Genomic DNA, 25,192 nt, shown 5'->3' on the forward strand with positions numbered 1-25,192 from the left:
TTAATTGTATTAAATCTTATCTGCTTAGCAGAATTGTTTTGTATTTGCTAGCAAAAATTTGCTCATTCTTTTCAGGTAAAGTATATTCTAAAACCAAATCACTTTTGTTTTGGCACAGTACAATTCCTATGGTTTTATTTTCATCTTCAAAACGCATTTCTCGGTCATCTTAATTGACATACATTTGCATTTGTCACAAATCTTGGTGTTTTAATTCTCCTATTTTTAAATCAATCAGTATAAAACATTTAAGAATCCTGAAATTTTTTGATAATTTAATTTATTTAAATCTACAGACACTGTCTGCGCTTTTTGAGATTTGAATTCCGCAGTCAGTGATTGCGAATTTCGAATTTCTAAAATCCGGGTCAATGAATCGGATTTTGAATAAGTTATGTAAAATTGTTTTATTTGTTCTAAATTCCGAATCGAAAACCCTTTTCCAAACTGAATAGTCAACTGTTCAGAAAGTCCTTTTAGTAGTTGCTTTCCGCATTCAGCTCGTTCTTTTCCGCTTTGCTCTTCTTCAACAATCATTCTTCCCATTTCAAAATAGGTGTAAACCATTGTTGAATTTACGGTACGTAAAACCTGTTGACGGGTATTTTGCAACAGCGTGACCACTTGAGAAAATAAAATTTTATTTTGAGAATTATTTGGAATTGTATTTTCTTCGTCTTTCATTAAATATATTCTATTGAATAGTAGTTAATTATATTTTTTGTCTTAAAATGCTAAAACGAATATTTTTCTTTACAAATATGCTCTTCTTTTGTGACACTATTTCCATTTTTATCCAACTCTTTTTTTACAACTGTTTCACATTCCTTGTGATCATTGCTCTTTATAATAAAAAAAGTAGCTGAAAAACTGATCACAAATAGTAGGGCAATAAGAATAAGTATTCTTTTTGTAGGCATTTTATAATTATTTAAATTTTCTCAATCACATCTAATTCCACCTTCAAATTCTTGATGATAAATTCCTGTCTGTCCGGCGTATTCTTGCCCATATAGAACGACAATAATTGCTCAATCGAAGTGTTTTTATCCATCATAATGGGTTCTAAACGAATGCTTTCGCCTATGAAATTTTTGAACTCATCCGGTGAAATTTCACCTAGTCCTTTGAATCGGGTAATTTCTGGTTTTGGTTTTAATTTTTCAATAGCATTTCTTCGTTCCTCATCAGAGTAACAATAAATGGTTTCTTTCTTGTTTCTAACCCTGAAAAGTGGCGTTTGCAAAATGTATAAATGCCCTTCTTTTATCAATTCAGGGAAAAACTGCAGGAAAAAAGTAATCAATAACAAGCGAATATGCATTCCATCAACATCCGCATCTGTAGCAATTACGATGTTGTTATACCGCAATTTTTCTAAGCCATCTTCAATATCCAGTGCCGCTTGCAGCAAATTGAACTCTTCATTTTCATATACAATTTTCTTGCTCATTCCATAGGAATTCAAAGGCTTACCACGCAAACTAAAAACGGCTTGCGTATTTACATTGCGCGATTTAGTAATGGATCCGGATGCAGAATCTCCTTCGGTAATAAAAAGCGTGCTTTCCAGATTTTTAGGGTTTTTAGTATCTGGGAGATGCGCCCTACAATCTCTTAATTTTTTATTGTGCAGATTTGCTTTTTTGGCACGATCTGTCGCTAATTTTCGTATTCCGGACAATTCTTTGCGCTCTCTTTCGGCTTGAATAATTTTTCGTAATAATGCTTCTGCGGTTGGTGGATTTTTATGCAAGTAATTGTCCAATTTGGTTTTCACAAAATCGTTTACAAAAGTACGCACGGAAGGCATTCCCGGTTCGGATCCCATGTCAGTTGAACCCAATTTAGTTTTGGTTTGCGACTCAAAAACCGGCTCCATTACTTTGATGCTGATCGCTGTAACGATTGATTTTCGAACATCAGAAGCTTCAAAACTCTTGTTGTAAAACTCCCTGATGGTTTTAACAATTGCTTCCCGGTAGGCTGCTAAATGTGTTCCGCCTTGAGTCGTGTTTTGTCCGTTTACAAACGAATGGTATTCTTCGCTGTATTGGGTTTTGCTGTGCGTCAAAGCAATTTCGATATCCTCACCCTTCAAGTGAATGATAGGATATTCTAAATCCTCAGCATGAATAGTTTCTTCTAATAAATCTTTCAGACCATTTTCTGAAAAATATTTTTCACCGTTGAAAAGAATTGTCAAACCATTGTTTAAGTAACAATAATTTTTGAGCATTTTGATTACATATTCATACCGATATTTGTAATTTTTGAAAATTGCTTCATCTGGAATAAAAGTAACTTTGGTTCCTTTTCGCTTGGTGGTTTCGATAATATCTTCTTCAAGGACAAGGTTTCCTGCTGAGAATTCTGCTGCTTTTTGTTTTTCATCCCTAACGGATTCTACTCTAAAATAATTGGACAACGCATTGACTGCTTTTGTCCCTACTCCGTTCAGACCAACTGATTTTTTAAACGCAAGTGAATCATATTTTCCGCCGGTATTCATTTTGGAAACTACATCAATCACTTTTCCCAAAGGAATTCCACGTCCATAATCCCTGACCGTAACGGTTTTATCTTTGATAGTGACCTCGATTGTTTTTCCAGCACCCATAACAAATTCATCGATACAGTTATCGAGTACTTCTTTCAGCAGAATATAAATTCCGTCATCTGAAGAGGAGCCGTCGCCTAATTTTCCGATGTACATTCCGGGACGCATGCGAATATGTTCTTTCCAGTCGAGTGACCGAATGTTGTCTTCGGTATATTGATTTTGATCGGACATTGTAGGTTTTGTGGATTTGGTGCTAATGTAGTGTAATTCGATAAAATTTAAAACAGGAAGTCATCAAAGTTATTAAGAATGATATTGACAACCGATTTAGAATTAACGATTTTAGATTGCAGATTTCAAATTGAAATTGATTTTTGATATTCGAATTTAAAAAATCTTGATAATCTCTTTCAACTGATTGTCTAATTCAGCATTAGAAATCTTATTATTTATCACATCAAAATTAGCCTCAAAACTAGGCAATGAAAAAGTCGCTTTTATGTTTCCGCCATAAAAGGGGAAAGCGTTATTTGCAATTCCCAAAACGCTTGCTCCGCCTCTGGCTCCGGGAGAAGTAGCCATCAATAACATGGGTTTTTCCTGAAAAACCTTCGCATTTATTCTGGTACACCAGTCAAAAACATTTTTGAAAGCGGCAGAATAATTTCCGTTATTTTCCGCCATGGATACCACTAGAATATCAGCAGTGGCAATTTTAGCCAGAAATGATTTTGCTAATTCATGCTGACCAATTTCTTTTTCTATATCGACGGTAAATATCGGCATTTGGAAATCATTTAAATCCAGCACCTCAACTACTGCATTTTCAAAAAGATTCGCTGCGTAAGTCGCTAATTTTTTGTTGATCGAGTTTTTGCTGGGGCTTGCGCCAAAAGCGATTATTTTCATGATACTTTATTTTGACTAAAAGTACTAAAAATTGGTTCAGCTCCAAAATAATTAGCCACAGATTGACCCATTTTGAAAACAAAGATGAAACTATGAAATATGATATTTGCAAAATCAATTTTACCCCAGAGTGAAATGGAAAGCATTTTTCTGATCAATCTCATTTTTTTCTTGACAAAAAGAGTAACCAGCGGAAGCTCCTTTTTTTGTCTTAGAAAAAAGAGATTGTTGGAGAAATATTACTTCATTAAACTTTTATTTTAATTGGAGTTCAGTGAACTTCGTTTGAAGTGGAAAGCTGGATTGGGTACAAAAAAGTCGAAAGCTAATACTAACTTTCGACTTTATGACTTTGGACATTATGACTTATTTACACGTTGAATCTAAAATGCATCACATCACCATCTTTTACGATGTATTCTTTTCCTTCTACTTTGAATTTCCCGGCTTCTTTACATTTAGCTTCGGAACCGTAATGTACAAAATCCTCGTATGCAATCACTTCGGCGCGGATAAATCCTTTTTCGAAATCAGTGTGAATTACTCCTGCAGCTTGTGGCGCAGTTGCCCCAACATCTATAGTCCAAGCCCGAACTTCCTTAACGCCTGCGGTAAAATAAGTTTGTTGCTTCAATAATTTATAAGCTGCACGTATCAAGACTGAGGCTCCGGGTTCGCTTAAACCCATATCTTCCAGAAAAACCTGACGCTCTTCGTAGCTTTCTAATTCGGTAATATCAGCTTCAGCACCAACCGAAAGAATAATTACTTCCGCATCTTCATCTTTGACCAATTCCCGAACCTGATCCACATATTTGTTTCCATTTACTGCTGAGTTTTCATCAACATTACAGACGTATAAAACTGGTTTTGCTGTAATTAACTGAAACGCTTCCATCAAAACCTCTTCATCATTGTTTTGAGGAATTACTATTCTTGCTGATTTTGCCTGAAGCAATGTTTCTCTGATTCGGTCTAAAAGAGCTTTTTCGGTTTGTGCTTCTTTATTTCCCGTTTTAGCGGCACGATTTACTTTTTCTAAGCGTTTTTCAACATTCTCCAAATCCTTCAATTGCAGCTCGATGTCTATGGTTTCTTTGTCGCGGATAGGATTTACATTTCCGTCAACGTGAACAATGTTATCGTTATCAAAACAACGCAAAACATGGATGATCGCATTACATTCTCTAATGTTTCCAAGGAATTGATTTCCTAAACCTTCCCCTTTACTAGCTCCTTTTACTAATCCTGCAATATCAACGATATCGACAGTTGCCATTTGCACGCGTTCTGGTTTTACTAATTCTTCCAGTTTTTCCATTCTGGAATCCGGAACATTTACAACACCTATATTGGGTTCGATGGTGCAAAAAGGAAAGTTGGCACTTTGCGCTTTTGCATTGGATAAACAATTGAATAATGTTGATTTTCCAACATTTGGTAATCCTACAATTCCTGCTTTCATATGTAGATAATATTTATTTTTAATGGAGTATAGTATCGTCATTTTTGCTGTTTTTGAACAGATTTCATCACGATTTTGTAATGCTTTTTTTGAATGACACGCTAAACGTAAAATTTAGTAGCTACCGCTAAAAGTATGCAAAGATAAGATTTTAAAAATGTTTAAATAAGTAAAATTTCAGATTAAACGTATCTGAAATATTTTTTATAAAAAAACGAAAAATTTACTAATATTTTGTTAAAAAAAATTATATTGCGATCGATTTAAAACCAAACCAAAAATCAAACAAAACTTATTATGAGAAAATTTGCATTATTATTATTTCTATTAAACATCTCGTTTCTTTTTGCACAAAAAGAAGTCTCGGGTGTTGTAAAAGAAAACACCGGGAATGCTTTGCCTGGTGTAAACATTGTTGAAAAGGGAACTCAAAATGGGGTTTCTACTGATATGAATGGAGCATACAAGATAAAAGTTAAAGACGGGGCTACTTTAGTTTTTAGCTATGTAGGTTTTGCTAAATTAGAAAAAGCAGTTACAAGTGCTGTGCTGAATGTTGTCTTATCAGAAGAAGGCGGACAAAATCTAAATGAAGTTGTAGTTACTGGAAGCAGAACTGCGCCAAGAAGTAATACCACATCAGCATTACCTATTGATGTTATTTCTGCAAAGGATTTAGCCTCAACAGGGCAAGCTTCTTTTGACAAAGCTTTACAATACAAGATTCCATCGTTCAACACCGTTCAGACTCCGGTAAATGATGCAACTTCATTATTAGATCCTTATGAGATTAGAAACATGGGACCGAGTAGAACGTTAATCCTTATCAACGGGAAACGTAAAAATTTAAGTTCTTTACTTTATGTACAAACCTCTCCGGGACGTGGTGAAACAGGTGCTGACATCTCTGCTATTCCTACTGATGCAATCGAAAGAGTGGAAATACTTCGTGATGGTGCATCGGCTCAATACGGTTCTGATGCAATTGCTGGGGTAATGAATATTATCTTAAAAAAAGGAACACGTGACGGATCAGTAACAGTAAGAAGTGGAATGACTTCTGCTGGTGACGGCGAAATGCTAGGTGTAAGTTTAAATAATGGAACAACGGTAGGAGAAAAAGGATTTATAAATTATACTATTGATTTTTCGAAAGTTAATTTATCTAACAGACCAGGGACTGTAGATGCCGCTGGTGAAGCAGCAGATTTTGGGGCTTCTCTATCAGACGTTCAGGCATTTTTAGCTAAAAAACCAGATGCAGGGAATATTAATGGTTCACCTGAAACTGCTGCTGCAAAATTCTTAGTAAATGGTGGAAGTGAATTAAGCGAAACATCTCAATTGTATTACAATGCCGCTTATGTTTACAAAAAAGTAAATTCATTTGCTAACTACAGAACTCCATATTGGAGAACATTAGCATCTGCACCTTATTTGAAAGACTTATTTGGTGACGGTACTGCAGCTTCTTACCAAGGATATGTTCCTACTTTTGAAGGGGATTTAAATGACTATAACGGAACATTAGGTTACAAATCAACTAAAAATGACTGGAATACTGACGCGAGTATTACTGTAGGTGGTAACACCCAATCATATTCTGTAAACAACTCACAGAATAGATCTAACATTGTAGATGGAAATGGTGCTCAAGTTTACAGAGAAAACAGCCCAATATCATTCAAACCAGGAGGGACTGCTTTCAATCATATTGTAGGAAACTTAGATGTCTCTAAAATATTATCTGACAAAGTTAGTATTGGTTTTGGATCTGAGATGAGAACAGAAACTTTCGAAGTAATTGAAGGGGATAAAGCATCTTGGGACGGAATTGGAGCTGACTCATTTGCAGGTAATCGACCTGAAAATTCAGGATCATGGAATCGTTATAATTTAGGAGCTTATTTTGACCTTGCTTATGATGTGACCAAAGATTTCTTAATCAATGGTACTGTTCGTTATGAAGATTATAGCGATTTCGGTGGTGCAACAGTTTGGAAATTAAGTTCTAGATATAAATTTTTAGATGACAAAATTACATTAAGAGGGTCTATTTCTACTGGATTTAGAGCACCTACATTACACCAAATTTACACGCAAAAATCACAATACTCATTCGTTGCGGGACAAGGAATTCAAGTTAGTGGAATTATAAATAACGTTTCACCACAAGCACGTAAATTAGGAATTGATCCGCTAGATGCTGAGAAATCAACAAATATCACTATCGGAATTGGAGCAAAACCAACGAAAAATTTTAATTTCACATTAGATTACTATAACATTAAAGTAGAAGATAGAATTGTTTTAGGAGACAGACAGGATACTGAATTTGGTAATGTAGCTTGGTTTGAGAATTCATTTGACTCTAGAACTTCAGGTTTAGATGTAGTTTCTAATTACAATAACATTATATTAGGATCTGGTAAACTTGGATTCAATTTATCTGGAAACGTAACTTTTCAAAATGAGCGAATTTCTCCAGTTGCTAGTAATAACTTTGGAGCAACGTTAGATGCATTAACGTTTACTTCAAGACCAAATACAAAATGGATCTTAGGAGCGAATTACGAAGTTGGAAAATTTGGTTTCTCCCTTAATAACACTTACTTTGGGAAATCTATTTTCAAACAAGATGGTATGGACGCTAACTTAAGAACTGAATTTACTCCAAAAATCGTTACTGATTTAGGTATTAATTTCACAGCGACTGATAAATTAACTTTATCTTTAAACGTGAATAACTTATTAAACGTGCTTCCTGAATGGAATTTCAAAGCAGAAAACGCTGCAGGAAGAGCTATTTTAAACGATCCAGCTCAAGTAAAAAATCAGTCTAATTTGGTTACTTTCAACCAACGTTACTCTCAAATGACGTATGATGGATACCACTTTAGCCAATTAGGAACAATGTTTAATTTATCATTAAACTATAAATTCTAATTTAAGTATTTAATTAATTATAAAGGGCTGTCAATCGACAGCCCTTTTTGGTACTAATAATTAATAGAACAAAGGATTATTTTTGTTTTATTAAATTGATTTTTAGGTATTTAATTCACGTTTATGTAGTTGCACGATAGCTCAAAAAAATCAATTTTAGGGCCTTTCATCAAGTGAAAAATATTTTTTTGTCTGCTCCTTAAAAAGAGGTAGTTCCACAGGGTTCTCCTTTTTGAAATATAAACAAAAAAGGCTACTCATGTATCCGATTTAGAAAGATTAGAGAAACTATTTTCTTTGACAATCATTGCTTTTGTATGGTGTTATAAAATTGGTGACTATTTAGATGAAAACATCCAAATAATAATAAAAAAACATGGAAGAAGAGTAGTAAACGTTTTTAAATATGGATTTGATTACTTGTCAAAATTTATTTTAACAGGATTTAAGTTTTTAGAAAACAATCTGTTTTACTTTTTGTCATGTACTTAACTAAATGATCCTAAAAAAACGGCGTTTAAAGGAACTGTAAACGCCGTTTGATTTTATATAAAAGAGATTAGTTATCGAATTGCGTTTATATATTCCTCGATTTTACCGGTACCATTTTCAGTTAAATGCTGAATGAAAGCGCTTCCTATAATTGCTCCTTTGGCAAATTGAGTGGCTTGATTAAAGGTTTCCTTGTTATTGATGCCAAAACCTATTACTTGAGGGTTTTTCAGATTCATCTTGGCAATGCGTTTGAAATAGTCTTCTTGAACGCTTCCAAAACCGGATTGTGATCCTGTAACGCTCGCGGAACTTACCATGTAAATAAATGCATCAGATACACTGTCAATAAAGTTGATGCGCTCGTCAGAAGTTTGTGGTGTAATTAAGAATATATTTTTCAATCCGTATTTCTCGAAAGTTAATTTATATTCATCTGCATATACGTCAACGGGAAGATCGGGAATGATTAACCCGTCAATGCCAATCTCCGCACATTTCTGGCAGAAATTCTCGATTCCGTATTGCAACATTGGGTTGAAATATCCCATAATCACTAAAGGAATAGATACTGTTTTACGAATGTCTTTTAATTGGTCAAACAAAACTTGTGTCGTCATTCCGTTGTGCAATGCTTGTGTGGAACTGGCTTGAATCGTTGGTCCATCAGCCAATGGATCACTGAACGGCAATCCTATTTCAATCATATCCACCCCGCTTTTTTCTAAATCCTGGATGATTTGTACGGTATCGTTAAGGTTGGGATATCCTGCCGAGAAATAGATGGAAAGGATCTTCTTAGTGTCTTGTAGTTTTTGATTTATTCGGTTCATTGTCGTATTTTTTTATTCTATTTTAGGATCTTTTTTACCTTGGAGTTTTAATTGGAATGTTTAGATAGCGGCGCTGTACGCCCAAGCTTTTTGGTCGGATTGCAAATGCACTTCAACACGTTTGTAATGCAATCCTTCGTACAAATCCGTTTGGCGAAGTTCTTGTGAAGAAACGGAATACACCATTCCGTTGATGGTGTCTTCCGGTTTTTGGGTTTCGGTAATAATGGGGTAGTGCACTAATCCAAATTCTTCTTCAATTTGGATTTCTTTTATGATGTAACCAATTAGTGTTTGAGGAGTTCCCTCAAGAATACGCCCAAAAAGATCTTTTTGTATGTCCACATTTTGTAAGCTGCTGTAAGCGAATAATTTTTCCATAGTTTCTATTTTTAAAATGTGAATTGAACGTCATTTTTATGTTGTTGGGTTTGCGTTAAGGATTACTTCACTAAACTCTTATTTTTTATTGAAGTTCAGTGAACTTCGTTTGCAGTGAAAATCCTTTTTCGTCTCGTTTTTTAACGAGATAAAAAAGAGTGCAACGAAAATCCTGACCTCGCAGTAACGTTAGTGGAAGCGAGGGAACGCCCCGAAATAATTTCGGGATAAACCCTAAAAAAATGAGGGTCAAATCAACTATAATTTAAAATAATCAATATAAGTATTCAAATCCTTATCGCCACGACCGGAAAGATTGATGACAACAATATCATCTGCTTTGAATTTCATTTGGTCGAGAACGGCAAAGGCATGCGCACTTTCGATAGCGGGGATCAGTCCTTCCATTTGGGATAATTTTAACCCCCATTGCATGGCTTGATCATCCGTTATGGAGATGAATTGTGCTCTGCCAGTAGCGAATAAATTAGCGTGCATAGGACCTACGCCTGGATAATCCAATCCTGCCGAGATGGAATATGGCTCGGTGATTTGACCATCAGGAGTTTGCATCAACAAGGTTTTACTACCGTGAATAACGCCTACTTTCCCTAATGCCGATGTAGCAGCACTTTCGCCTGAATCGACTCCTAATCCTGCTGCTTCGACCGCAATAATAGTCACGTCTTCATTATCCAGAAAATGATAATAGGCTCCGGCAGCATTGCTACCACCACCTACACAGGCAATCACATAGTCAGGGTTTTCACGACCTTCTTTTTCCAATAATTGTTCTTTAATTTCCTTAGAAATAACACTTTGGAAACGCGCCACCATATCCGGATAAGGGTGTGGTCCTACGACGGATCCAATGATATAATAGGTGTCTACAGGATTGTTAATCCAGTCGCGAATGGCTTCGTTTGTGGCATCTTTTAAGGTTTTTGATCCTGAAAGCGCCGGACGCACTTCGGCACCCAACATTTTCATACGAGCTACATTTGGCGCTTGACGTTTGATGTCAATTTCACCCATATACACGATGCATTCCAGTCCCATTAACGCACAAACAGTTGCTGTTGCTACGCCATGTTGCCCGGCACCGGTTTCGGCAATGATACGTTTTTTACCCAAACGTTTGGCTAATAAAATTTGTCCAATGGTGTTGTTCACTTTATGCGCGCCAGTATGACATAAATCTTCTCTTTTTAGGTAGATTTTAGTGTTGTATTGTTCTGATAACCGTTTTGCAAAATAAAGAGGCGTAGGGCGACCAACATACTCTTTAAGCAAGGCATCAAATTCAGCCTGAAATTCAGGCTCAGCTGTAATTTTTAAATAATTTTGACGTAATTCTTCCACATTTGGATATAACATTTCAGGAATGAAGGCGCCTCCAAATTCTCCGTAATAGCCTTTTTCGTTAACGTTGTATGACATAGTTTTATTTTTTTATTTTATTATCTGTAGAGACGTACTGCAGTGCGTCTTTACACAATTGTATGTTTTTTAAACCGGGTTTTATCTCAAATTTACTGTTTACATCAATGGCGTAAAGCGGTAAATTGGTTTTCGAAATTTCATTTATAGCGCCCATTTCATCAATTCCGATTCCACCACTCAAGAAAAACGGTTTGCTTGAGGGATACTTTTCTAATACTTTCCAATTGAATGTGGCTCCGTTGCCTCCGGGTAATTTTCCTTTGGTATCAAAAAGAAAATAATCACAAACGGTTTCAAACGGTTTTAGTTCCTCAAAATCAAAAGAATCATCAACAGAGAATACTTTTATAATATCAATTTTACGATCAATTTTATTTTTTAATTCCTGGCAAAAGGCAACGGATTCGTGACCGTGCAATTGAATGGCCTGCAAATCGTGTTTATTGGTTTTCGCCAAAATAACTTCGGATCTTTCATTGACAAAAACTCCTACTTTTTTAATTGATTTTGGTAAATTTGGAATCACACCATCAAAATATCGAGCCGATTTCTCCCAGAATATAAATCCCATATAATCGGGTAGGAACGACCCTATTTCGATTATATTATCGGGATATTTCATGCCGCAAATTTTTATCCCCACCCCAGCCCACCTCGAAGGGGAGGGAGCCGAAGCGTCTTGATGGTCTGTTTGTTTTTTCATTTCCAGTTTTTTTTTTAATTCAATCCTTTTAGAGTTTTGAACCTTAACAGGGTTGTTTTATAGTTGGCTGATAAATTCGGTTGCAGCTTTACCTGCATTATCAGTTTTCATAAAGTTTTCTCCAATCAGGAATCCTTTATATCCGAATGGTTTTAATTCCTTAATCGCTTCAACTGATGAAATCCCACTTTCGGAAATTTTTACAAAATCATTTGGGATTTGTGCTGCTAATTGCTTGCTGAAATCCAAACTCACTTCGAATGTTTTTAGATTGCGATTGTTTACACCAATCATATCTAAGGTAGGCATAATCGATTTTTCCAGTTCCTCTTGATTGTGTACCTCCAGTAAAACTTCTAGTCCTAAACTTTTGGCAAATTCAGACAAGGATTTGATTTCTTCTCTGGTTAAAATTGCTGCGATAAGTAGAATTAAATCGGCTCCGTATGCTTTGGCTTCCAATATTTGATAGTTATCAACAATGAATTCTTTTCTCAATAATGGTATATTTACTGTGGCTCTTGCCAAAAGTAAATCGTCTAAAGAACCACCAAAATATTTTCCATCTGTCAATACTGAAATTCCGCAAGCCCCAGCATTTTCATAGCCTTTGGTTACTTCTTCAACAGTAAAACTATAATTTATTGCTGCTTTGGAAGGCGAACGGCGTTTGTGCTCCGCAATAATTCCGGATGTACTGTTTCGTAAATTATCACTCAAAGAAATAGTTTTTTTTTCAAAGAAAACGGAAGCTTCCAATTGTGAAACAGGTATGATAGATTTCTTGAGAATGACTTCTCTTTTTTTGTCAACTATGATTTTATCTAAAATATTCATTTATTTTTTTGTTTAAAGTTTTCTTTGTTCAAGGTTTAAAGTTGTTCGAAATGCAAACAACTTTAAACCTTGAACTTCAAACTATTTTTATTTACTTAAATCTTTCAATTTCTTCAAAGCTACAAGTCCTTTACCGGATAATAAACTTTCTTTCGCTATTTGAAATCCTTCTAAAGGAGAACATTTTGTAACAGTCGCAATTGCCATGGCCGCATTGGCACAAATCACATTATTTTGTGCTTCAGTTCCTTTTCCGGAAATGATATCAGTAAACATTTGAGCAGATTGCTCTATAGTTTTCCCTCCTTCGATTTCGCTTTGCAGCAAAAGGCGAACACCAAAATCTTCCGGATTTATCATGCCTTCCATGGAGCTGGTAATCGTTTTTGTAGGTCCCGTCAAGGACACTTCATCATAGCCGTCAAGCGAATGCAGGATGGTAAAGTTCACATCAGTATTTTGATATAAATACGCATACATTCTGGCCATTTCTAAATTAAACACTCCTACTAATTGATTTTTAGGAAATGATGGATTTACCATGGGACCCAGCATGTTGAAGAATGTTTTAACCGCCAGTTCTTTTCGAATAGGTCCTACGTTTTTCATCGCTGGATGAAATAATGGAGCATGTAGAATACAAATTCCCGCTTTATCAATACTTTTTTCTAAGAAATCAGAATCGTTGCTGAATTTGATTCCTAGTTTCTCCATTACATTACTCGAGCCAGAAATAGAGGATACTCCGTAATTACCATGTTTAGCTACTCTTATTCCGGCTCCGGCAACTACAAAAGAAGCCAGAGTTGAAATATTGAATGTGTCTTTCCCGTCACCACCAGTGCCACATAAATCAATGGTATTGTAGGCGGATAAATCCACACGAATGCACAGTTCTAATAATGCTTCACGAAAACCGGCTAACTCTTCAATGCTGATGCTTCGCATCATATACACGGTAAGGAAAGCAGCTATCTGACTGGTGTTGTAACTTCCGTAGGAGATATTAACTAATACGTTTTTTGCTTCTTCTTTCGAAAGCATTTCGTGGTTGATTAATCGGTTTAATATATTTTTCATTTTTATATATGTCTTAAAGTTGAAAGTCTTAAAGTCTTAAAGTCTTAAAGTCTTTCGACTTTGTGATATTTGACTTTATGACTAATTTTTAACCCAATTCTCCAATATCTTTTTCCCATTTGGAGTCAACACACTTTCGGGATGAAATTGTACACCACGGACATCGTATGTTTTGTGGCGCAATGACATTACCTGCCCGTTTTCATCAAAGGAAGTTGCCTCTAGAATATCCGGTAAATTGGCATTAACTACCCAGGAATGGTACCGCCCTACTTCAAATTCCTTTCCTAACCCTTCAAATAAAAGCTCATCATCAACAACAGTTTTTACATTAGTGGCCACACCGTGGTAGACTTTTTCTAAATTAGAAAGTGACCCACCGTAGACTTCACCTATTGCTTGTTGGCCTAAACATACCCCAAAAATACTTTTTGTAGGGCCATATTTTTGAATCACTGCTTTGAGTAACCCCGCTTCATCCGGAATTCCGGGTCCCGGCGAAAGAAGAATTTTATCGAAAACGGCAATTTCATCAATATCAAATTCATCGTTTCTATAAACGGTTACTTCGCAATCTAAATCTTCCAGATAATGCACTAAATTGTAAGTGAAACTATCGTAATTATCTATAACTAGTATTTTTTTCATTTTCCTCCCCCAACCCCTTCCGAAGGAGGGGAGTACCTATTGGGGTAAATAGGTTTTTTAATTGTTATTTTTATTTACAACTTCATAAGTTGCTAATTTTTTTACATTTGGCTCCCTTTCCTTCCCTTCCCTTCGGGGAGGGTTGGGGAGGGGATTTATATTGTTTCTGCTAAATCCAAAGCGGCATTTAAGGCCCTCAATTTATTATATACTTCCTGCATTTCGCTTTCTTCATCTGAACTGGCTACAATTCCGGCGCCGGCTTGAGAATGCAATTGATGGTTTTTACTAAGGAAAGTCCGAATCATAATCGCATGATTAAAATTACCTTCAAAATCCATAAAACCTATAGCACCACCATAAAAATTACGATTTGTTTTTTCATACTCCTCAATCAGTTGCATGGCTCTGTGTTTGGGAGCGCCACTCAATGTTCCAGCTGGAAAAGTATCGGCTACAACCTGCATTGTAGAAGCTTTTTCATGTAAATGTCCGGTTACTTTTGAAACTAAGTGAATGACATGTGAGAAAAACTGCACCTCCCTGTATTTCTCTACATTCACATTATGACCGTTGCGGCTCAAATCATTTCGGGCTAAATCCACCAACATCACATGTTCACTATTTTCTTTTTTATCAATGGATAGCTCTTTGGCAAGAATGGCATCTTTTTCATCATCTCCCGTTCTTTTAAAAGTTCCTGCAATAGGATGAATTTCAGCTTTACGGTCTTTAACAATAATTTGGGCTTCTGGCGAAGAACCAAATATTTTGAAATCACCGTAATCAAAAAAGAATAAATAAGGCGAAGGATTAATGCTTCTCAATGCTCTATATACATTGAATTCATCGCCCTTGAACCCTTGTGTAAATCGTCTGGACAAAACCAATTGGAACACATCACCTCTAAAGCAATGTTTTTTGGCTAAAGCCACATTATGTTTGAATTCTTCGTCGGTTAAATTTGAAAATCCTTCTCCTTGTTTCGAAAATTTATAAGAAGCAATATTTCGGGATTGTAATAATTGTTCAATTTCTGAAATGTTGTTTTTACCATCTAAACTATGACAAAAAATATAGGCCTCATTCTTGAAATGATTAATAGCAATTATGTTTTGGTACACGGCATAATACACATCAGGAATGGTATTGCTATTTTCTTTTTTGGCAATAGACACTTTTTCAAAGTAACGAACAGCATCGTACGAAATATATCCAAAAAGTCCATTATTGATGAATTTAAAATCGTTTTTCTCGGATTTGAATTGACCTGAAAATTCTTGAATTACTTGCGGGATATTGGTGTTGGCATCAATTTCAATTTTCTCAAAACTCCCATCAGGAAATGTTTTGTAGATGATTTCATTTTCTATTTTTATGGAAGCAATCGGATTACAACAAATATAGGAGAAACTGTTGTCATTACCATGATAGTCGCTGCTTTCCAGTAGTAAACTATTTGGGAATTTATCACGAATTTTGAGATATACGCTGACAGGAGTTATCGTATCTGCCAGGATTTGTTTGTATTTGGTATTTAATATCAAAGTTTTCATTATGTTTTTATTATTTGATAGCAACAGGATGTATCCTGTGCGTTCTAATTTATAATTTGAAACAAAAAAAGGCCTGTCGTGATGACAAGCCTTTTATATTTATAGTTTTAATAATACTATAGGAGCTTAGTTCACGACGACTGACGTAAATTGTTCCACCACCAAGTATTGTTTAAAATTGTTTTCATGTTACAAAGATAGAAATGAAATTTGATTTTTCAAAAACATTAGGCGTTAAATAAGTTGAAAGGTAAAGTTTTTTTGTTAAATAAATATGCAGGCTAGAATTATTAAAAATAAAACCCCAACAATTGCTTGTTGGGGTTTGAAAACAAAATGTACTGAAATTTAGAATTTCAAAGCAACAGCTAAAGTAAATTCGTCTGAGATTGCTTTGTCTCCAAGGTTGTCAAAGAAACTTCCGGAACCGTATTTGATATCATATTTTGTTCTATCAATTATTACAGTACTTGAAGCTGTATTTGCGGTTGTGGTTAAATCAAAAGTAACTGGTTTCGTAATTCCTTTAATTGTTAAATCCCCAGTTACTGTATACACATTAGGCGCTTTAGTTACTAGTTTTTTGAATACTAGAGTTGCTGTTGCAAATTTTTCAGTTCCAAAAAAATCTTCTGATTTCAAGTGGCCTTCTAATTTTTCTTTGCCTTGACCTGCTTTTAAATCTGTTGCCAAAAGTGAGGTCATGTCTACGTTGAAGGTACCGCCAACTAATTTTTTTCTTTTAAAAACTAATGCGCCATCTTTCAGGTTGATTGTTCCTTCATGTTGTCCCGTTACTTTTTTTCCTGTCCAGTTGATGGTGCTTTTTGCAACATCAACTTTTTTAGTTTGGGCTGTTACAGATACCGCAGATAAAACTACTACTAATGCTAATGCGATTGATTTGAATTTTTTCATGTGTTTGAGTGTTTAAATTTGAATTTGATTAATAATTATAATGTGATAAATAATTCTTCGTTTGATTTTCTAACTTTTTTGTTGTGTTGTGTTGCATCTTCCTCGTGTCTGTAGCCAATAGTTGCTATTAAAGTGGCATTTAATCCTAATTTGTCCAGACCTAATATTTCATTAACCTCGGCGGGAACAAAACCTTCCATAGGTGTAGCATCAATTTTAAGTTCAGCAGCGGCGTTCAATAAATTTCCTAAAGCTAAATACGTTTGTTTTGCCGTCCAGATATTTCGCATTTCTTCGGAAAGAGACGTAATGTTTTTGATTACCAGCTCTTGATATCCCTTCATACTTTCTAAAGGAATTTGTCTGGTTTCACTGGTGTTTTTAAAATAATTATCGATTCCAGTTGTGCCAAAGTTAATTTCATTAGCAAAGATAATTAAGTGTGATGCCTCTACAATTTGTGATTGTCCCCAGGCCGATGGTCTAATTTTAGCTCTTAATTCAGGATTTTCAACAATTATGACTTTGTAAGGTTGCAATCCGTAGGAAGAAGAACTTAAACGGATTGCTTCTTTTAGAATGTTTAAATCTTCATTGGATATTTTCTTGGTGGCGTCAAATTTTTTGGTGGCGTATCTCCAATTTTGGTGATCTAAAAAGGTGTTCATATTGTATATACTATTTATTGGTTTCTGTATTTTTCTAATAATTGATTTAATTGAATGATTTCCTCTGCACTCAAATTTTTTGAGAAAAACCGTTCGTGCGCTATAACTTTAGGATCTAATACTGCTAGAACATCTAATCCTTTTTGTGTAATCAGAACTTCTATTTTACGTCTGTTTTCAGGACACACTTTTCGAGTGACAAACTCTTTCAATAGTAGTTTGTCAACTAATCGGGTGGTGTTGCTGGTCTTGGCTAACATTCGCTCCTGAATAGCCCACATATTTGCAGGATTTCCTTTTTGCCCTCTTAATATTCGAAGTACATTGTATTGTTCTCCTGATATTTCGTGAGGTTTTAATAATTCATTAAAGTTTTCTGTAATTACATTTTGTGTGTACAACACATTAAGGATAATTTTTTTTGAATTATCCATTGGTATAGTTGTTTTTAAAATTTCTTCAATTTTCATATTTGTATATATGTAATTTGTTGGTACAAATGTAACACTTTTTATAGTTGTATATACAAATGTTGATTTTTTTTGTTAATTATTTTTTAAGTGCTATACAGGATACTGGTTTGTGCAAATAAAAATAAGGCAAACACTAGCCGCACCCAGCGCATAATATGCCAATTTGTAAATAATGTTTTCATTTTTTGTCTCTAAAAAAGGAATCTGAATTTAGTTCTTTATTTTTTTGATAGCGTACTTTTCGTCATAAGCAGTCACTTCCTGTAACGTTTCGGTTGTAATTTCCTTTTTACTCACAAGTAGTACATCGGCAAAATTACTGCTGATGCTTACATTTAAAACACCATTAATTGCCAGTAGTTTTTCTATAAGTTTTTCCATACAGTCGCTATCTGTAATGCCTTCCAGCTCATATAAATTCACAACAACCTGACTGTTTTTTTTTAATTCGATAAACAACTCTGAATTTGCTCTTGGTGCAATTGAATCTTTAGACACATCTATTTTCAAAAAGTCAAAAGCACCTTTGAAAATCAGTTCATATTCTTCTTTGTTTCCGCCAAAAGGAGGTCCGGATTCAAACGTTCTATTGAATAATAATCCCGCCAGAATTCCTTCTTCAGCCAAGAGTTGATGCATTTTCCAAACGTATTTCTGGCGCATTGTAGGAGGCAAAGCGCAGAAAAAAGTTTGCTCAATAATCAAATCATACTTTCCCTGATATGCAAAGAAATCGCCTAAAACAATCTTAATAGAAGGGTTGTTTTTAAATTTTTCTTTTAAAGCTCTAACAGGTGTTGGAGCAATATCAATAACGGTAACATTTGTAAATCCATGCTCCAGAAGATATTCCGCTTCGTAGCTGTTGCCACAACCGGGAATCAAAACACGACTGTTTTTAGTAGTTATAGTATTGATATACCTTTGTAAGGGCGGAGATACTTGGCCTAAATCCCAACCGGTTGTTTTGGTTTTGTATTGTGTTTCCCAATAGGCTTGGTCCAGCGGTTCGTTGTTAGAAATGACACAACATTTTAGATGCTCCATAATTTTTTTTTTTTGAAATAGCCATTACTTTGAAACAGCCGTTGTCATTGAAATTATTTTTATTTCAAAATTTTGCTTTGGCAAACGAAATCTGTTTTAGGAGCAGTCGTTTTTGCAATAGCATTAAAATCGCCTTCAATTTCAGTAAAATTTCTAAAACCCCGCGCTTCCAGTATTGAAGCCGCAATCATACTGCGGTATCCACCGGCACAATGCAGGTAAAAATGGGCTTTAGGATTTATGTCTTTGATCCATTCATTAATAGCTGCTAATGGCTTGCTGTAGGACTCCTCAACATGCTCTGCGGAGTATTCACTTTCTTTCCGAATGTCGATTACTTTGCTTTGGCCAATTTTTACTTCCTTGGCAAATTGTTCTGCAGTAATTCTATGTACGGTATCCATTTCTTTTCCTGCTTTTGCCCAGGTATCAAAACCACCAGCCAGATGCCCCATTAAGTTGTCAAAACCCACACGGCTCAAACGCGTAACGGTTTCTTCCTCTTGTCCCGGTTCACAAACAATCAGGATGGGTTGTTGCACATTGGCAATTAAAGTGCCTACCCAAGGAGCAAAATCACCATCGATACCAATGTTTATGGATTGCGGAATAAATCCTTTGGCAAATTCCCCATTTTTCCGAGTGTCCAATAATAAAGCTCCGGTTTCTTCAGCGGCTACTTCAAATTCAGAAGGGGAAAGCGCACGCATTCCCAGATTCAAAACGTTTTCAAAACTTTCATATCCTTTTTTGTTCATTGCCACATTCATACCAAAATAAGCTGGCGGAGGCAATAAACCTTCCGTGACTTCATGAACAAATTCAGCTTCCGTCATATTCGCACGCAACGCATAATTGGTCGCTTTTTGGTCGCCAATGGTCGAAACGGTTTCCTTGCTCATGTTTTTTCCACAGGCACTTCCTGCACCGTGAGCAGGATATACGATGACGTCGTCTGCCAAGGTCATAATCTTTGTTCGTAAAGAATGAAATAAAGTTGTGGCCAGCTGTTCCTGGGTCATGTGTGCCGCTTTTTGGGCTAAATCCGGTCTTCCCACATCACCAATGAACAAGGTGTCACCGGAGAAAATGGCATGGTTTTTTCCGTTTTCGTTTATCAATAAAAAAGTGGTGCTTTCCATGGTATGTCCCGGCGTGTGTAGTACTTTTATTTTGATGTTTCCAATGCTGAATTCCTGTCCGTCATTTGCAGAAATGCATTCAAATTCACATGTTGCATTTGGGCCATAAACAATAGGAGCACCAGTTTGACGGCTTAAATCTATGTGACCGGAAACAAAATCAGCGTGAAAATGAGTTTCAAAAATGTATTTTAATTGCACACCATCTCGTTCTAATCGATCCAGATAGGGCTGGGTTTCCCGTAACGGGTCAATAATGGCTGCTTCTCCATTTGATGTGATATAATATGCGCCTTGTGCTAAACATCCGGTATATATTTGTTCGATTTGCATGATTGCGTTTTTTTAATTTATGGTATAAATGTACTTCTGTTTTTTAGGATAAACGGTAACAATTGCTACATTCTGTTTTTTTAATTCAGGAGAAATTCTTTGATAATAATATACATTCCCATAGCTAACACAAACCAACCAAAAGCCGGTTTTAGTTTTGCGCCATCGATTTTTTTAGATAAATAGGTGCCAATGAACAGTCCCAGGATGGCAATTGCCGAAATGGTAAAAAGTAGTCTGAAATTGATGCTGATACCGTTTAACACATCGCCGCCAAAACCAATTAACGAAGTAATAAAGATAATCAATAAAGAGGTGCCAATAGCTTGTTTCATAGGTAAATTTGCAAAGAAAAGCAATGCTGGAATGATCAAAAAACCACCACCGGCACCTAGAAAACCAGTGAGAAAACCTACTAATAGTCCAATGAGGGCTATCTTGCTGAAATTGTCTTTTTGAAGAGTTTTTTTTGGTATTGCCTTTTTGATCATCGATACGGATGTGGCTATCATAAGACACGCAAACACAATGAGAATCAAAAGATTTTTTGACACTTCAAAATGGTGTAGTGTAAAAATAACGGACGGAATTTTTGGTAACACAATTTCTCGTACAAAAAGTAAAGAGAGGAGAGAAGGAATCGCAAAGGCAAGTGCTGGTTTTATTTTTAAATTACCAAGTTTGTACTGGCTGTAGCTCCCAATCATAGCTGTTATTCCGACTATAAATAACGAATAACTGGTGGCTAGTTCCGGATTGATATTAAAGAGATATACCAGTATGGGAACGGCAAGTATGGATCCGCCACCGCCAATTAAACCCAAAGAAAGACCAATAATAATAGAAGCAAAATAGCCTAAATATTCCATCGTAACATTTTTTTGAAGCTCTGATTTTAAAAATAGTTGCACAAAAGCACCTCTTCAGGGCGTAAATTTTATTTTAACAGTTCAATGTTATTGCGGTGTAAGGCCACAATGCCGCGTTGCTCCATTTTTTTTAACAAACGCGAAATTACTTCTCTTGAGGTATTGAGCTCTGATGCGATTTCCTGATGGGAGAGTTTCAATTCTTTACAACCACACACATCGGCATGGCGTTTTAGATAAAATTCCAATCGCTCATCCATCGCCCGGAAAGCAATGCTGTCAATGACTTCGAGAATCTCCTCAAAACGACTTCTGTAGGTATCAATTACAAATTCATACCAGCTGCGGTGTTGCATCATCCACTTGTCCATCAAGAGTAAGGGCAAGAGGATTAGTTCGACATCTTCAACGACTTTAGCCATGATTTGGCTTTTTTCATTTTTGGTGGCACATATCATGGAAATGGCACAAGCCTGACCGGGTTGCAAATAATACATGAAAAACTCTCCTCCATTTTCATCTTCGCGATAGACCTTAATTTTTCCACGGATTACCAATACAGTATTTTTTATGTACTGTCCGGTGCGCATGATGACATCACCAGTTTTGAAGGATTGGATCGCAGCATTTGCATCCACATCTTTGACTAGTTCAGTAGAAAAGGAAGGAAATATTTTTTTTATGGAATCAAGCATTTTTATTTTTTTTCTATATTCTGCCTTGTAAAAGTAGTGTAAATAACTCAAAAAACAGACCGTTTTTCAGACTATAACAGTGTACAAATCTTTGATTTATGGCTTGTTGTCTATGGATTTAATAGACTATTTTTAATAAGAATTCAAGCCTTGGTTTTAGTTTATTGATGTTTAATGTTTTGCGAAAACGATTTTTCAATAAAAATATCTAATTAACAATTGTTACGTTTATTGTTTGGTAAAAACGTTGTATTTTTACAAAAAACATCATTATGAATTTAACACAAGAAGATTGGATTTCTCAATTTGAAGCGGATGAAAATGCAGTAATTCTAGACGTGAGAACCGAAGATGAATTTAGCGAAGGCTATATTGCCAATGCCATCAATATTGACATTCACAGCGGCCAGGATTTTGTAACTGAAATAGAAGCTTTGGACAAAAACAAAAAGTATTATGTGTATTGTCGATCCGGAATGCGAAGTGCAAAAGCATGCGAAATAATGAATCAGCTTGGTTTTGAAAACGCCTACAACTTAATAGGCGGAATTATAGAATGGGATGGAGAAGTAGTAGCTCCATAAAACGCAAAGAGGGTAACACCTCTTTTTAGTATTTAAATTACAGGTTTTACTACTTTTTGTGTGGGTTTAATTAGAAATCACACTATTTAGGGAATCCCTTTTTTGCCATTAAGCTTAATTAACGTAATGTTTTAATGCTGGTATTATTAAGTCTTTATTTTGCAAATCAGTATAGAGTGCAATGCATACCGATTTCGTGGCAGAGCCAAATTATAAATATAATATCTATTTTTATGAATGTAATACCAGAAGAATTTCAAATTAGCACTTTATTAAATCAAGATACGTACTTAATTGATGGAGAATTAAAAAAATGGAACGGTCAGACAACTCCTGTTTTTTCAACAATTTCGTCTACGGATGAATATGGTCCAACTATTTTAGGCTCTATCCCGTCTATGGGGGAAACGGAAGCTCTAGAAGCGGTAAATGCAGCCAATGCAGCGTATAATAACGGTCAAGGATTATGGCCTACGATGAAAGTGGCGGATCGGATAAAGTGTATGGAAAACTTTGTTACTCAAATGAAAACGACCCATAAAGAAGTAGTTAAACTATTGATGTGGGAAATAGGAAAATCATTGAGTGATTCTGAAAAAGAATTTGACAGAACTGTAGAATATATATATGATACTATTGACAGTTTAAAAGAATTGAACAGCCGTAGTGCTCATTTTTCTAAAGTTCAGGGAGTAAACGCTATGGTTCGTAGAGGACCGCTTGGAGTTGTTTTATGCCTTGGGCCTTATAATTATCCGTTGAATGAGACTTTTTCGTTACTCATTCCGGCATTGATTATGGGGAACCCGGTAATTTTTAAACCGGCAAAACATGGTGTGCTGTTGATCTCCCCTTTATTAGAAGCTTTTAGAAGCAGTTTCCCAAAAGGAGCCATCAATATTGTATACGGTCGCGGACGTGAAGTGGCTTCGCCAATAATGAAATCCGGTAAAGTAGCTATTTTGGCTTTGATAGGAAACAGTACCTCAGCGATTGCATTACAAGACCAGCATCCTAATAAAAACAGATTGCGTTTGATCCTAGGTTTAGAGGCGAAAAACCCTGCGATAGTTCTTCCGGATGCTGATTTAGACTTGGCCATCCAAGAGTGTATTGCCGGTTCTTTATCGTTCAATGGACAGCGTTGTACGGCTTTGAAAGTATTGTATGTGCATGAGTCTATTGTTGAGGAGTTCAATACGCGTTTTGCTGCCAAAGTGGATGCCTTAGTTTTTGGAAATCCGTGGGATGCCTCTGTGTTTCTGACGCCTTTACCAGAAAAAGAAAAACCAGCTTATATTCAGGAATTGATTGATGATGCTACTAGTAAAGGAGCTGCTATAATTAATGAAAAGGGAGGACAACATTATTCTAATTACATCTTTCCAGCGGTTTTATTTCCAGTAAATAAAGAAATGCGTGTGTATCACGAAGAGCAATTTGGTCCTGTGGTGCCTATTATTTCTTTCAAAGACATTCAGGAACCTTTGAATGATATGGCCGAATCGAATTATGGGCAACAAGTAAGTTTGTTTGGAAAAGACATTAAAACTATTGCACCACTTATTGATGCTTTGGTGAATTTAGTGTGCAGAGTAAACCTGAATAGTTCTTGCCAAAGAGGTCCGGATGTTCTCCCGTTTACAGGACGAAAAGATTCAGCAGTAGGAACATTGAGTATTCATGATGCGCTGCGCTCGTTCTCAATTAGAACCTTTGTAGCATCTAAAGACAATGCCTATAACAATGCTATTTTACAGGAATTATTGAGCAGTAAAGAATCTAATTTTATTAATACCGATTATATTTTATAATCTTTTATAATCAAAAAAAGCCGTTTTTTTTTGGACTTAACATTCCTCTTTGAAATATATTTTAGAATTTTAAACGACATATTTCAAAACATCGCGTGCTAATAGCGCCATAAAATAGTAGAGTCTATAGAATTAATACCCGATGGACAAATCCTTATTTAGGTGAAATTATCTAAAAAGTTTAAAAAGAAACTTTATCTTTATACTCTTGTCGAGGTGTAATTATTAACTAAATATTTACTTACATGAAAAATCTAATCCTTTTTTGTTTACTGTTAGCTTGCTTTGGGTTCAAAAGTTGTAAAAAAAATCAAAATCTGAACGCTACAGATGCTGCCCGAACCCAAGCTGAAAAGCCAATAAACGTTCAGTGTTATAAAGCTTTGTTTGAAAAAGATACCATTGATTTAGAAATCAGCACTTTGCAAAACGGAAAAATTACAGGAAACATGGTGATGAAGATTTTTAACATGCCCAAAAAAACTGGAAAAATCAACGGCGAATTCCGAGGCGATACATTATTTGCTGACTACTCGTTTATTCAAGGAACTTATGATAAAATAACGTATAAAAATCCATTGGCAATGTTAAAGAAAGGGAACGAACTCATTTTAGGTAATGGAAAAATCGAAACTTATTTAGGAGCTTCTTATTTTGTGAAAGGAGTACCTATAGATTTTGATAATGTGAAATATAAATTTATAAGTGTTGATTGTGTTGGTGAAAAATAATTAATTCAACAGCCTAAAAAGTATTTCTTAAAATATCAAAAGGGCAATTCCTGCAAACAAGA

General features: G+C 35.5%; 25 protein-coding genes. 4 read left to right on the forward strand and 21 right to left on the reverse strand.

Annotated features, from left to right (window positions below):
* Positions 1 to 16: 16 nt before the first annotated feature.
* From EKM05_RS14560 to ychF, 6 genes are all read right to left on the reverse strand, one after another.
* Positions 17 to 157 (reverse strand): PDDEXK nuclease domain-containing protein, encoded by a 141-nt coding sequence (locus EKM05_RS14560; protein WP_231507362.1) that lies wholly within the window; start codon positions 155 to 157, stop codon positions 17 to 19.
* A 77-nt stretch (positions 158 to 234) separates the two neighbouring features.
* Entirely contained in the window at positions 235 to 684 is a 450-nt protein-coding gene (locus EKM05_RS03595) for a DUF1016 N-terminal domain-containing protein (RefSeq protein ID WP_126553545.1), read from the reverse strand.
* Between the two features lie 50 nt (positions 685 to 734).
* Entirely contained in the window at positions 735 to 920 is a 186-nt protein-coding gene (locus tag EKM05_RS03600) for a hypothetical protein (protein WP_126553547.1), read from the reverse strand.
* 11 nt (positions 921 to 931) lie between these two features.
* Positions 932 to 2,794, reverse strand: coding sequence for a DNA topoisomerase IV subunit B (locus tag EKM05_RS03605; RefSeq protein WP_126463051.1), 1,863 nt, complete (start codon positions 2,792 to 2,794; stop codon positions 932 to 934).
* A 156-nt stretch (positions 2,795 to 2,950) separates the two neighbouring features.
* Positions 2,951 to 3,472, reverse strand: a complete 522-nt coding sequence (locus tag EKM05_RS03610; RefSeq protein WP_126553549.1) for an NADPH-dependent FMN reductase — start codon at positions 3,470 to 3,472, stop codon at positions 2,951 to 2,953.
* A gap of 370 nt (positions 3,473 to 3,842) precedes the next feature.
* Positions 3,843 to 4,937, reverse strand: coding sequence for a redox-regulated ATPase YchF (gene ychF / locus EKM05_RS03615; RefSeq protein ID WP_126463046.1), 1,095 nt, complete (start codon positions 4,935 to 4,937; stop codon positions 3,843 to 3,845).
* A gap of 297 nt (positions 4,938 to 5,234) precedes the next feature.
* Between ychF and EKM05_RS03620 the strand changes: the two genes are divergently transcribed.
* On the forward strand, positions 5,235 to 7,883 hold the full coding sequence (locus tag EKM05_RS03620; RefSeq protein ID WP_126553551.1) for a TonB-dependent receptor: 2,649 nt from the start codon (positions 5,235 to 5,237) through the stop codon (positions 7,881 to 7,883).
* A 563-nt stretch (positions 7,884 to 8,446) separates the two neighbouring features.
* Here the strand turns inward: EKM05_RS03620 and trpA are convergent.
* The 15 genes from trpA to EKM05_RS03695 all read right to left on the reverse strand — a co-directional run bounded on the left by trpA (position 8,447) and on the right by EKM05_RS03695 (position 22,001).
* Complete coding sequence (gene trpA / locus EKM05_RS03625) at positions 8,447 to 9,208, reverse strand: tryptophan synthase subunit alpha (RefSeq protein ID WP_126553553.1); 762 nt, start codon at positions 9,206 to 9,208, stop codon at positions 8,447 to 8,449.
* Between the two features lie 60 nt (positions 9,209 to 9,268).
* The gene (locus tag EKM05_RS03630) at positions 9,269 to 9,589 is read right to left on the reverse strand and encodes a gamma-glutamylcyclotransferase family protein (protein WP_126463040.1); all 321 of its coding nucleotides are present in this window, start codon (positions 9,587 to 9,589) and stop codon (positions 9,269 to 9,271) included.
* Between the two features lie 258 nt (positions 9,590 to 9,847).
* Positions 9,848 to 11,029: a tryptophan synthase subunit beta gene (trpB, locus tag EKM05_RS03635; protein WP_126463038.1), complete on the reverse strand. Its 1,182-nt coding sequence runs from the start codon at positions 11,027 to 11,029 to the stop codon at positions 9,848 to 9,850.
* A gap of 4 nt (positions 11,030 to 11,033) precedes the next feature.
* Positions 11,034 to 11,735 (reverse strand): phosphoribosylanthranilate isomerase, encoded by a 702-nt coding sequence (locus EKM05_RS03640; RefSeq protein WP_370275724.1) that lies wholly within the window; start codon positions 11,733 to 11,735, stop codon positions 11,034 to 11,036.
* A gap of 57 nt (positions 11,736 to 11,792) precedes the next feature.
* Positions 11,793 to 12,572 (reverse strand): indole-3-glycerol phosphate synthase TrpC, encoded by a 780-nt coding sequence (gene trpC, locus EKM05_RS03645; RefSeq protein WP_126553555.1) that lies wholly within the window; start codon positions 12,570 to 12,572, stop codon positions 11,793 to 11,795.
* An 87-nt stretch (positions 12,573 to 12,659) separates the two neighbouring features.
* Positions 12,660 to 13,652 (reverse strand): anthranilate phosphoribosyltransferase, encoded by a 993-nt coding sequence (trpD, locus tag EKM05_RS03650; protein WP_126553557.1) that lies wholly within the window; start codon positions 13,650 to 13,652, stop codon positions 12,660 to 12,662.
* Between the two features lie 81 nt (positions 13,653 to 13,733).
* Positions 13,734 to 14,300, reverse strand: coding sequence for an aminodeoxychorismate/anthranilate synthase component II (locus EKM05_RS03655; RefSeq protein WP_126553559.1), 567 nt, complete (start codon positions 14,298 to 14,300; stop codon positions 13,734 to 13,736).
* Positions 14,301 to 14,455: 155 nt separating this feature from the next.
* Entirely contained in the window at positions 14,456 to 15,856 is a 1,401-nt protein-coding gene (locus tag EKM05_RS03660; RefSeq protein ID WP_126463030.1) for an anthranilate synthase component I family protein, read from the reverse strand.
* 348 nt (positions 15,857 to 16,204) lie between these two features.
* On the reverse strand, positions 16,205 to 16,774 hold the full coding sequence (locus EKM05_RS03665) for a YceI family protein (RefSeq protein WP_126553561.1): 570 nt from the start codon (positions 16,772 to 16,774) through the stop codon (positions 16,205 to 16,207).
* Positions 16,775 to 16,809: 35 nt separating this feature from the next.
* Entirely contained in the window at positions 16,810 to 17,442 is a 633-nt protein-coding gene (locus EKM05_RS03670; RefSeq protein WP_126553562.1) for an NAD(P)H-dependent oxidoreductase, read from the reverse strand.
* Positions 17,443 to 17,456: 14 nt separating this feature from the next.
* A complete protein-coding gene (locus EKM05_RS03675; protein ID WP_126463024.1) occupies positions 17,457 to 17,912 on the reverse strand; it encodes a MarR family winged helix-turn-helix transcriptional regulator in 456 nt (151 codons plus the stop codon).
* 213 nt (positions 17,913 to 18,125) lie between these two features.
* Positions 18,126 to 18,962 (reverse strand): methyltransferase domain-containing protein, encoded by an 837-nt coding sequence (locus EKM05_RS03680; RefSeq protein WP_126553565.1) that lies wholly within the window; start codon positions 18,960 to 18,962, stop codon positions 18,126 to 18,128.
* 59 nt (positions 18,963 to 19,021) lie between these two features.
* Complete coding sequence (locus EKM05_RS03685; RefSeq protein ID WP_126553567.1) at positions 19,022 to 20,437, reverse strand: rhodanese-like domain-containing protein; 1,416 nt, start codon at positions 20,435 to 20,437, stop codon at positions 19,022 to 19,024.
* 80 nt (positions 20,438 to 20,517) lie between these two features.
* Positions 20,518 to 21,306: a sulfite exporter TauE/SafE family protein gene (locus tag EKM05_RS03690; protein WP_126463018.1), complete on the reverse strand. Its 789-nt coding sequence runs from the start codon at positions 21,304 to 21,306 to the stop codon at positions 20,518 to 20,520.
* A gap of 68 nt (positions 21,307 to 21,374) precedes the next feature.
* On the reverse strand, positions 21,375 to 22,001 hold the full coding sequence (locus EKM05_RS03695) for a Crp/Fnr family transcriptional regulator (protein WP_126463016.1): 627 nt from the start codon (positions 21,999 to 22,001) through the stop codon (positions 21,375 to 21,377).
* A 272-nt stretch (positions 22,002 to 22,273) separates the two neighbouring features.
* On the opposite strand from EKM05_RS03695, the gene EKM05_RS03700 reads away from it, so the two are divergent.
* The 3 genes from EKM05_RS03700 to EKM05_RS03710 all read left to right on the forward strand — a co-directional run bounded on the left by EKM05_RS03700 (position 22,274) and on the right by EKM05_RS03710 (position 25,130).
* The gene (locus EKM05_RS03700; protein ID WP_126463014.1) at positions 22,274 to 22,585 is read left to right on the forward strand and encodes a rhodanese-like domain-containing protein; all 312 of its coding nucleotides are present in this window, start codon (positions 22,274 to 22,276) and stop codon (positions 22,583 to 22,585) included.
* Positions 22,586 to 22,818: 233 nt separating this feature from the next.
* Positions 22,819 to 24,399 (forward strand): NADP-dependent glyceraldehyde-3-phosphate dehydrogenase, encoded by a 1,581-nt coding sequence (locus EKM05_RS03705; protein ID WP_126553569.1) that lies wholly within the window; start codon positions 22,819 to 22,821, stop codon positions 24,397 to 24,399.
* A 245-nt stretch (positions 24,400 to 24,644) separates the two neighbouring features.
* The gene (locus EKM05_RS03710; protein WP_126553571.1) at positions 24,645 to 25,130 is read left to right on the forward strand and encodes a hypothetical protein; all 486 of its coding nucleotides are present in this window, start codon (positions 24,645 to 24,647) and stop codon (positions 25,128 to 25,130) included.
* The last annotated feature ends 62 nt before the right edge of the window (positions 25,131 to 25,192 follow it).

Origin of the sequence: Flavobacterium sp. GSP27, from assembly GCF_003970395.1 — a bacterium.
Classification (GTDB): Bacteria; Bacteroidota; Bacteroidia; order Flavobacteriales; family Flavobacteriaceae; genus Flavobacterium.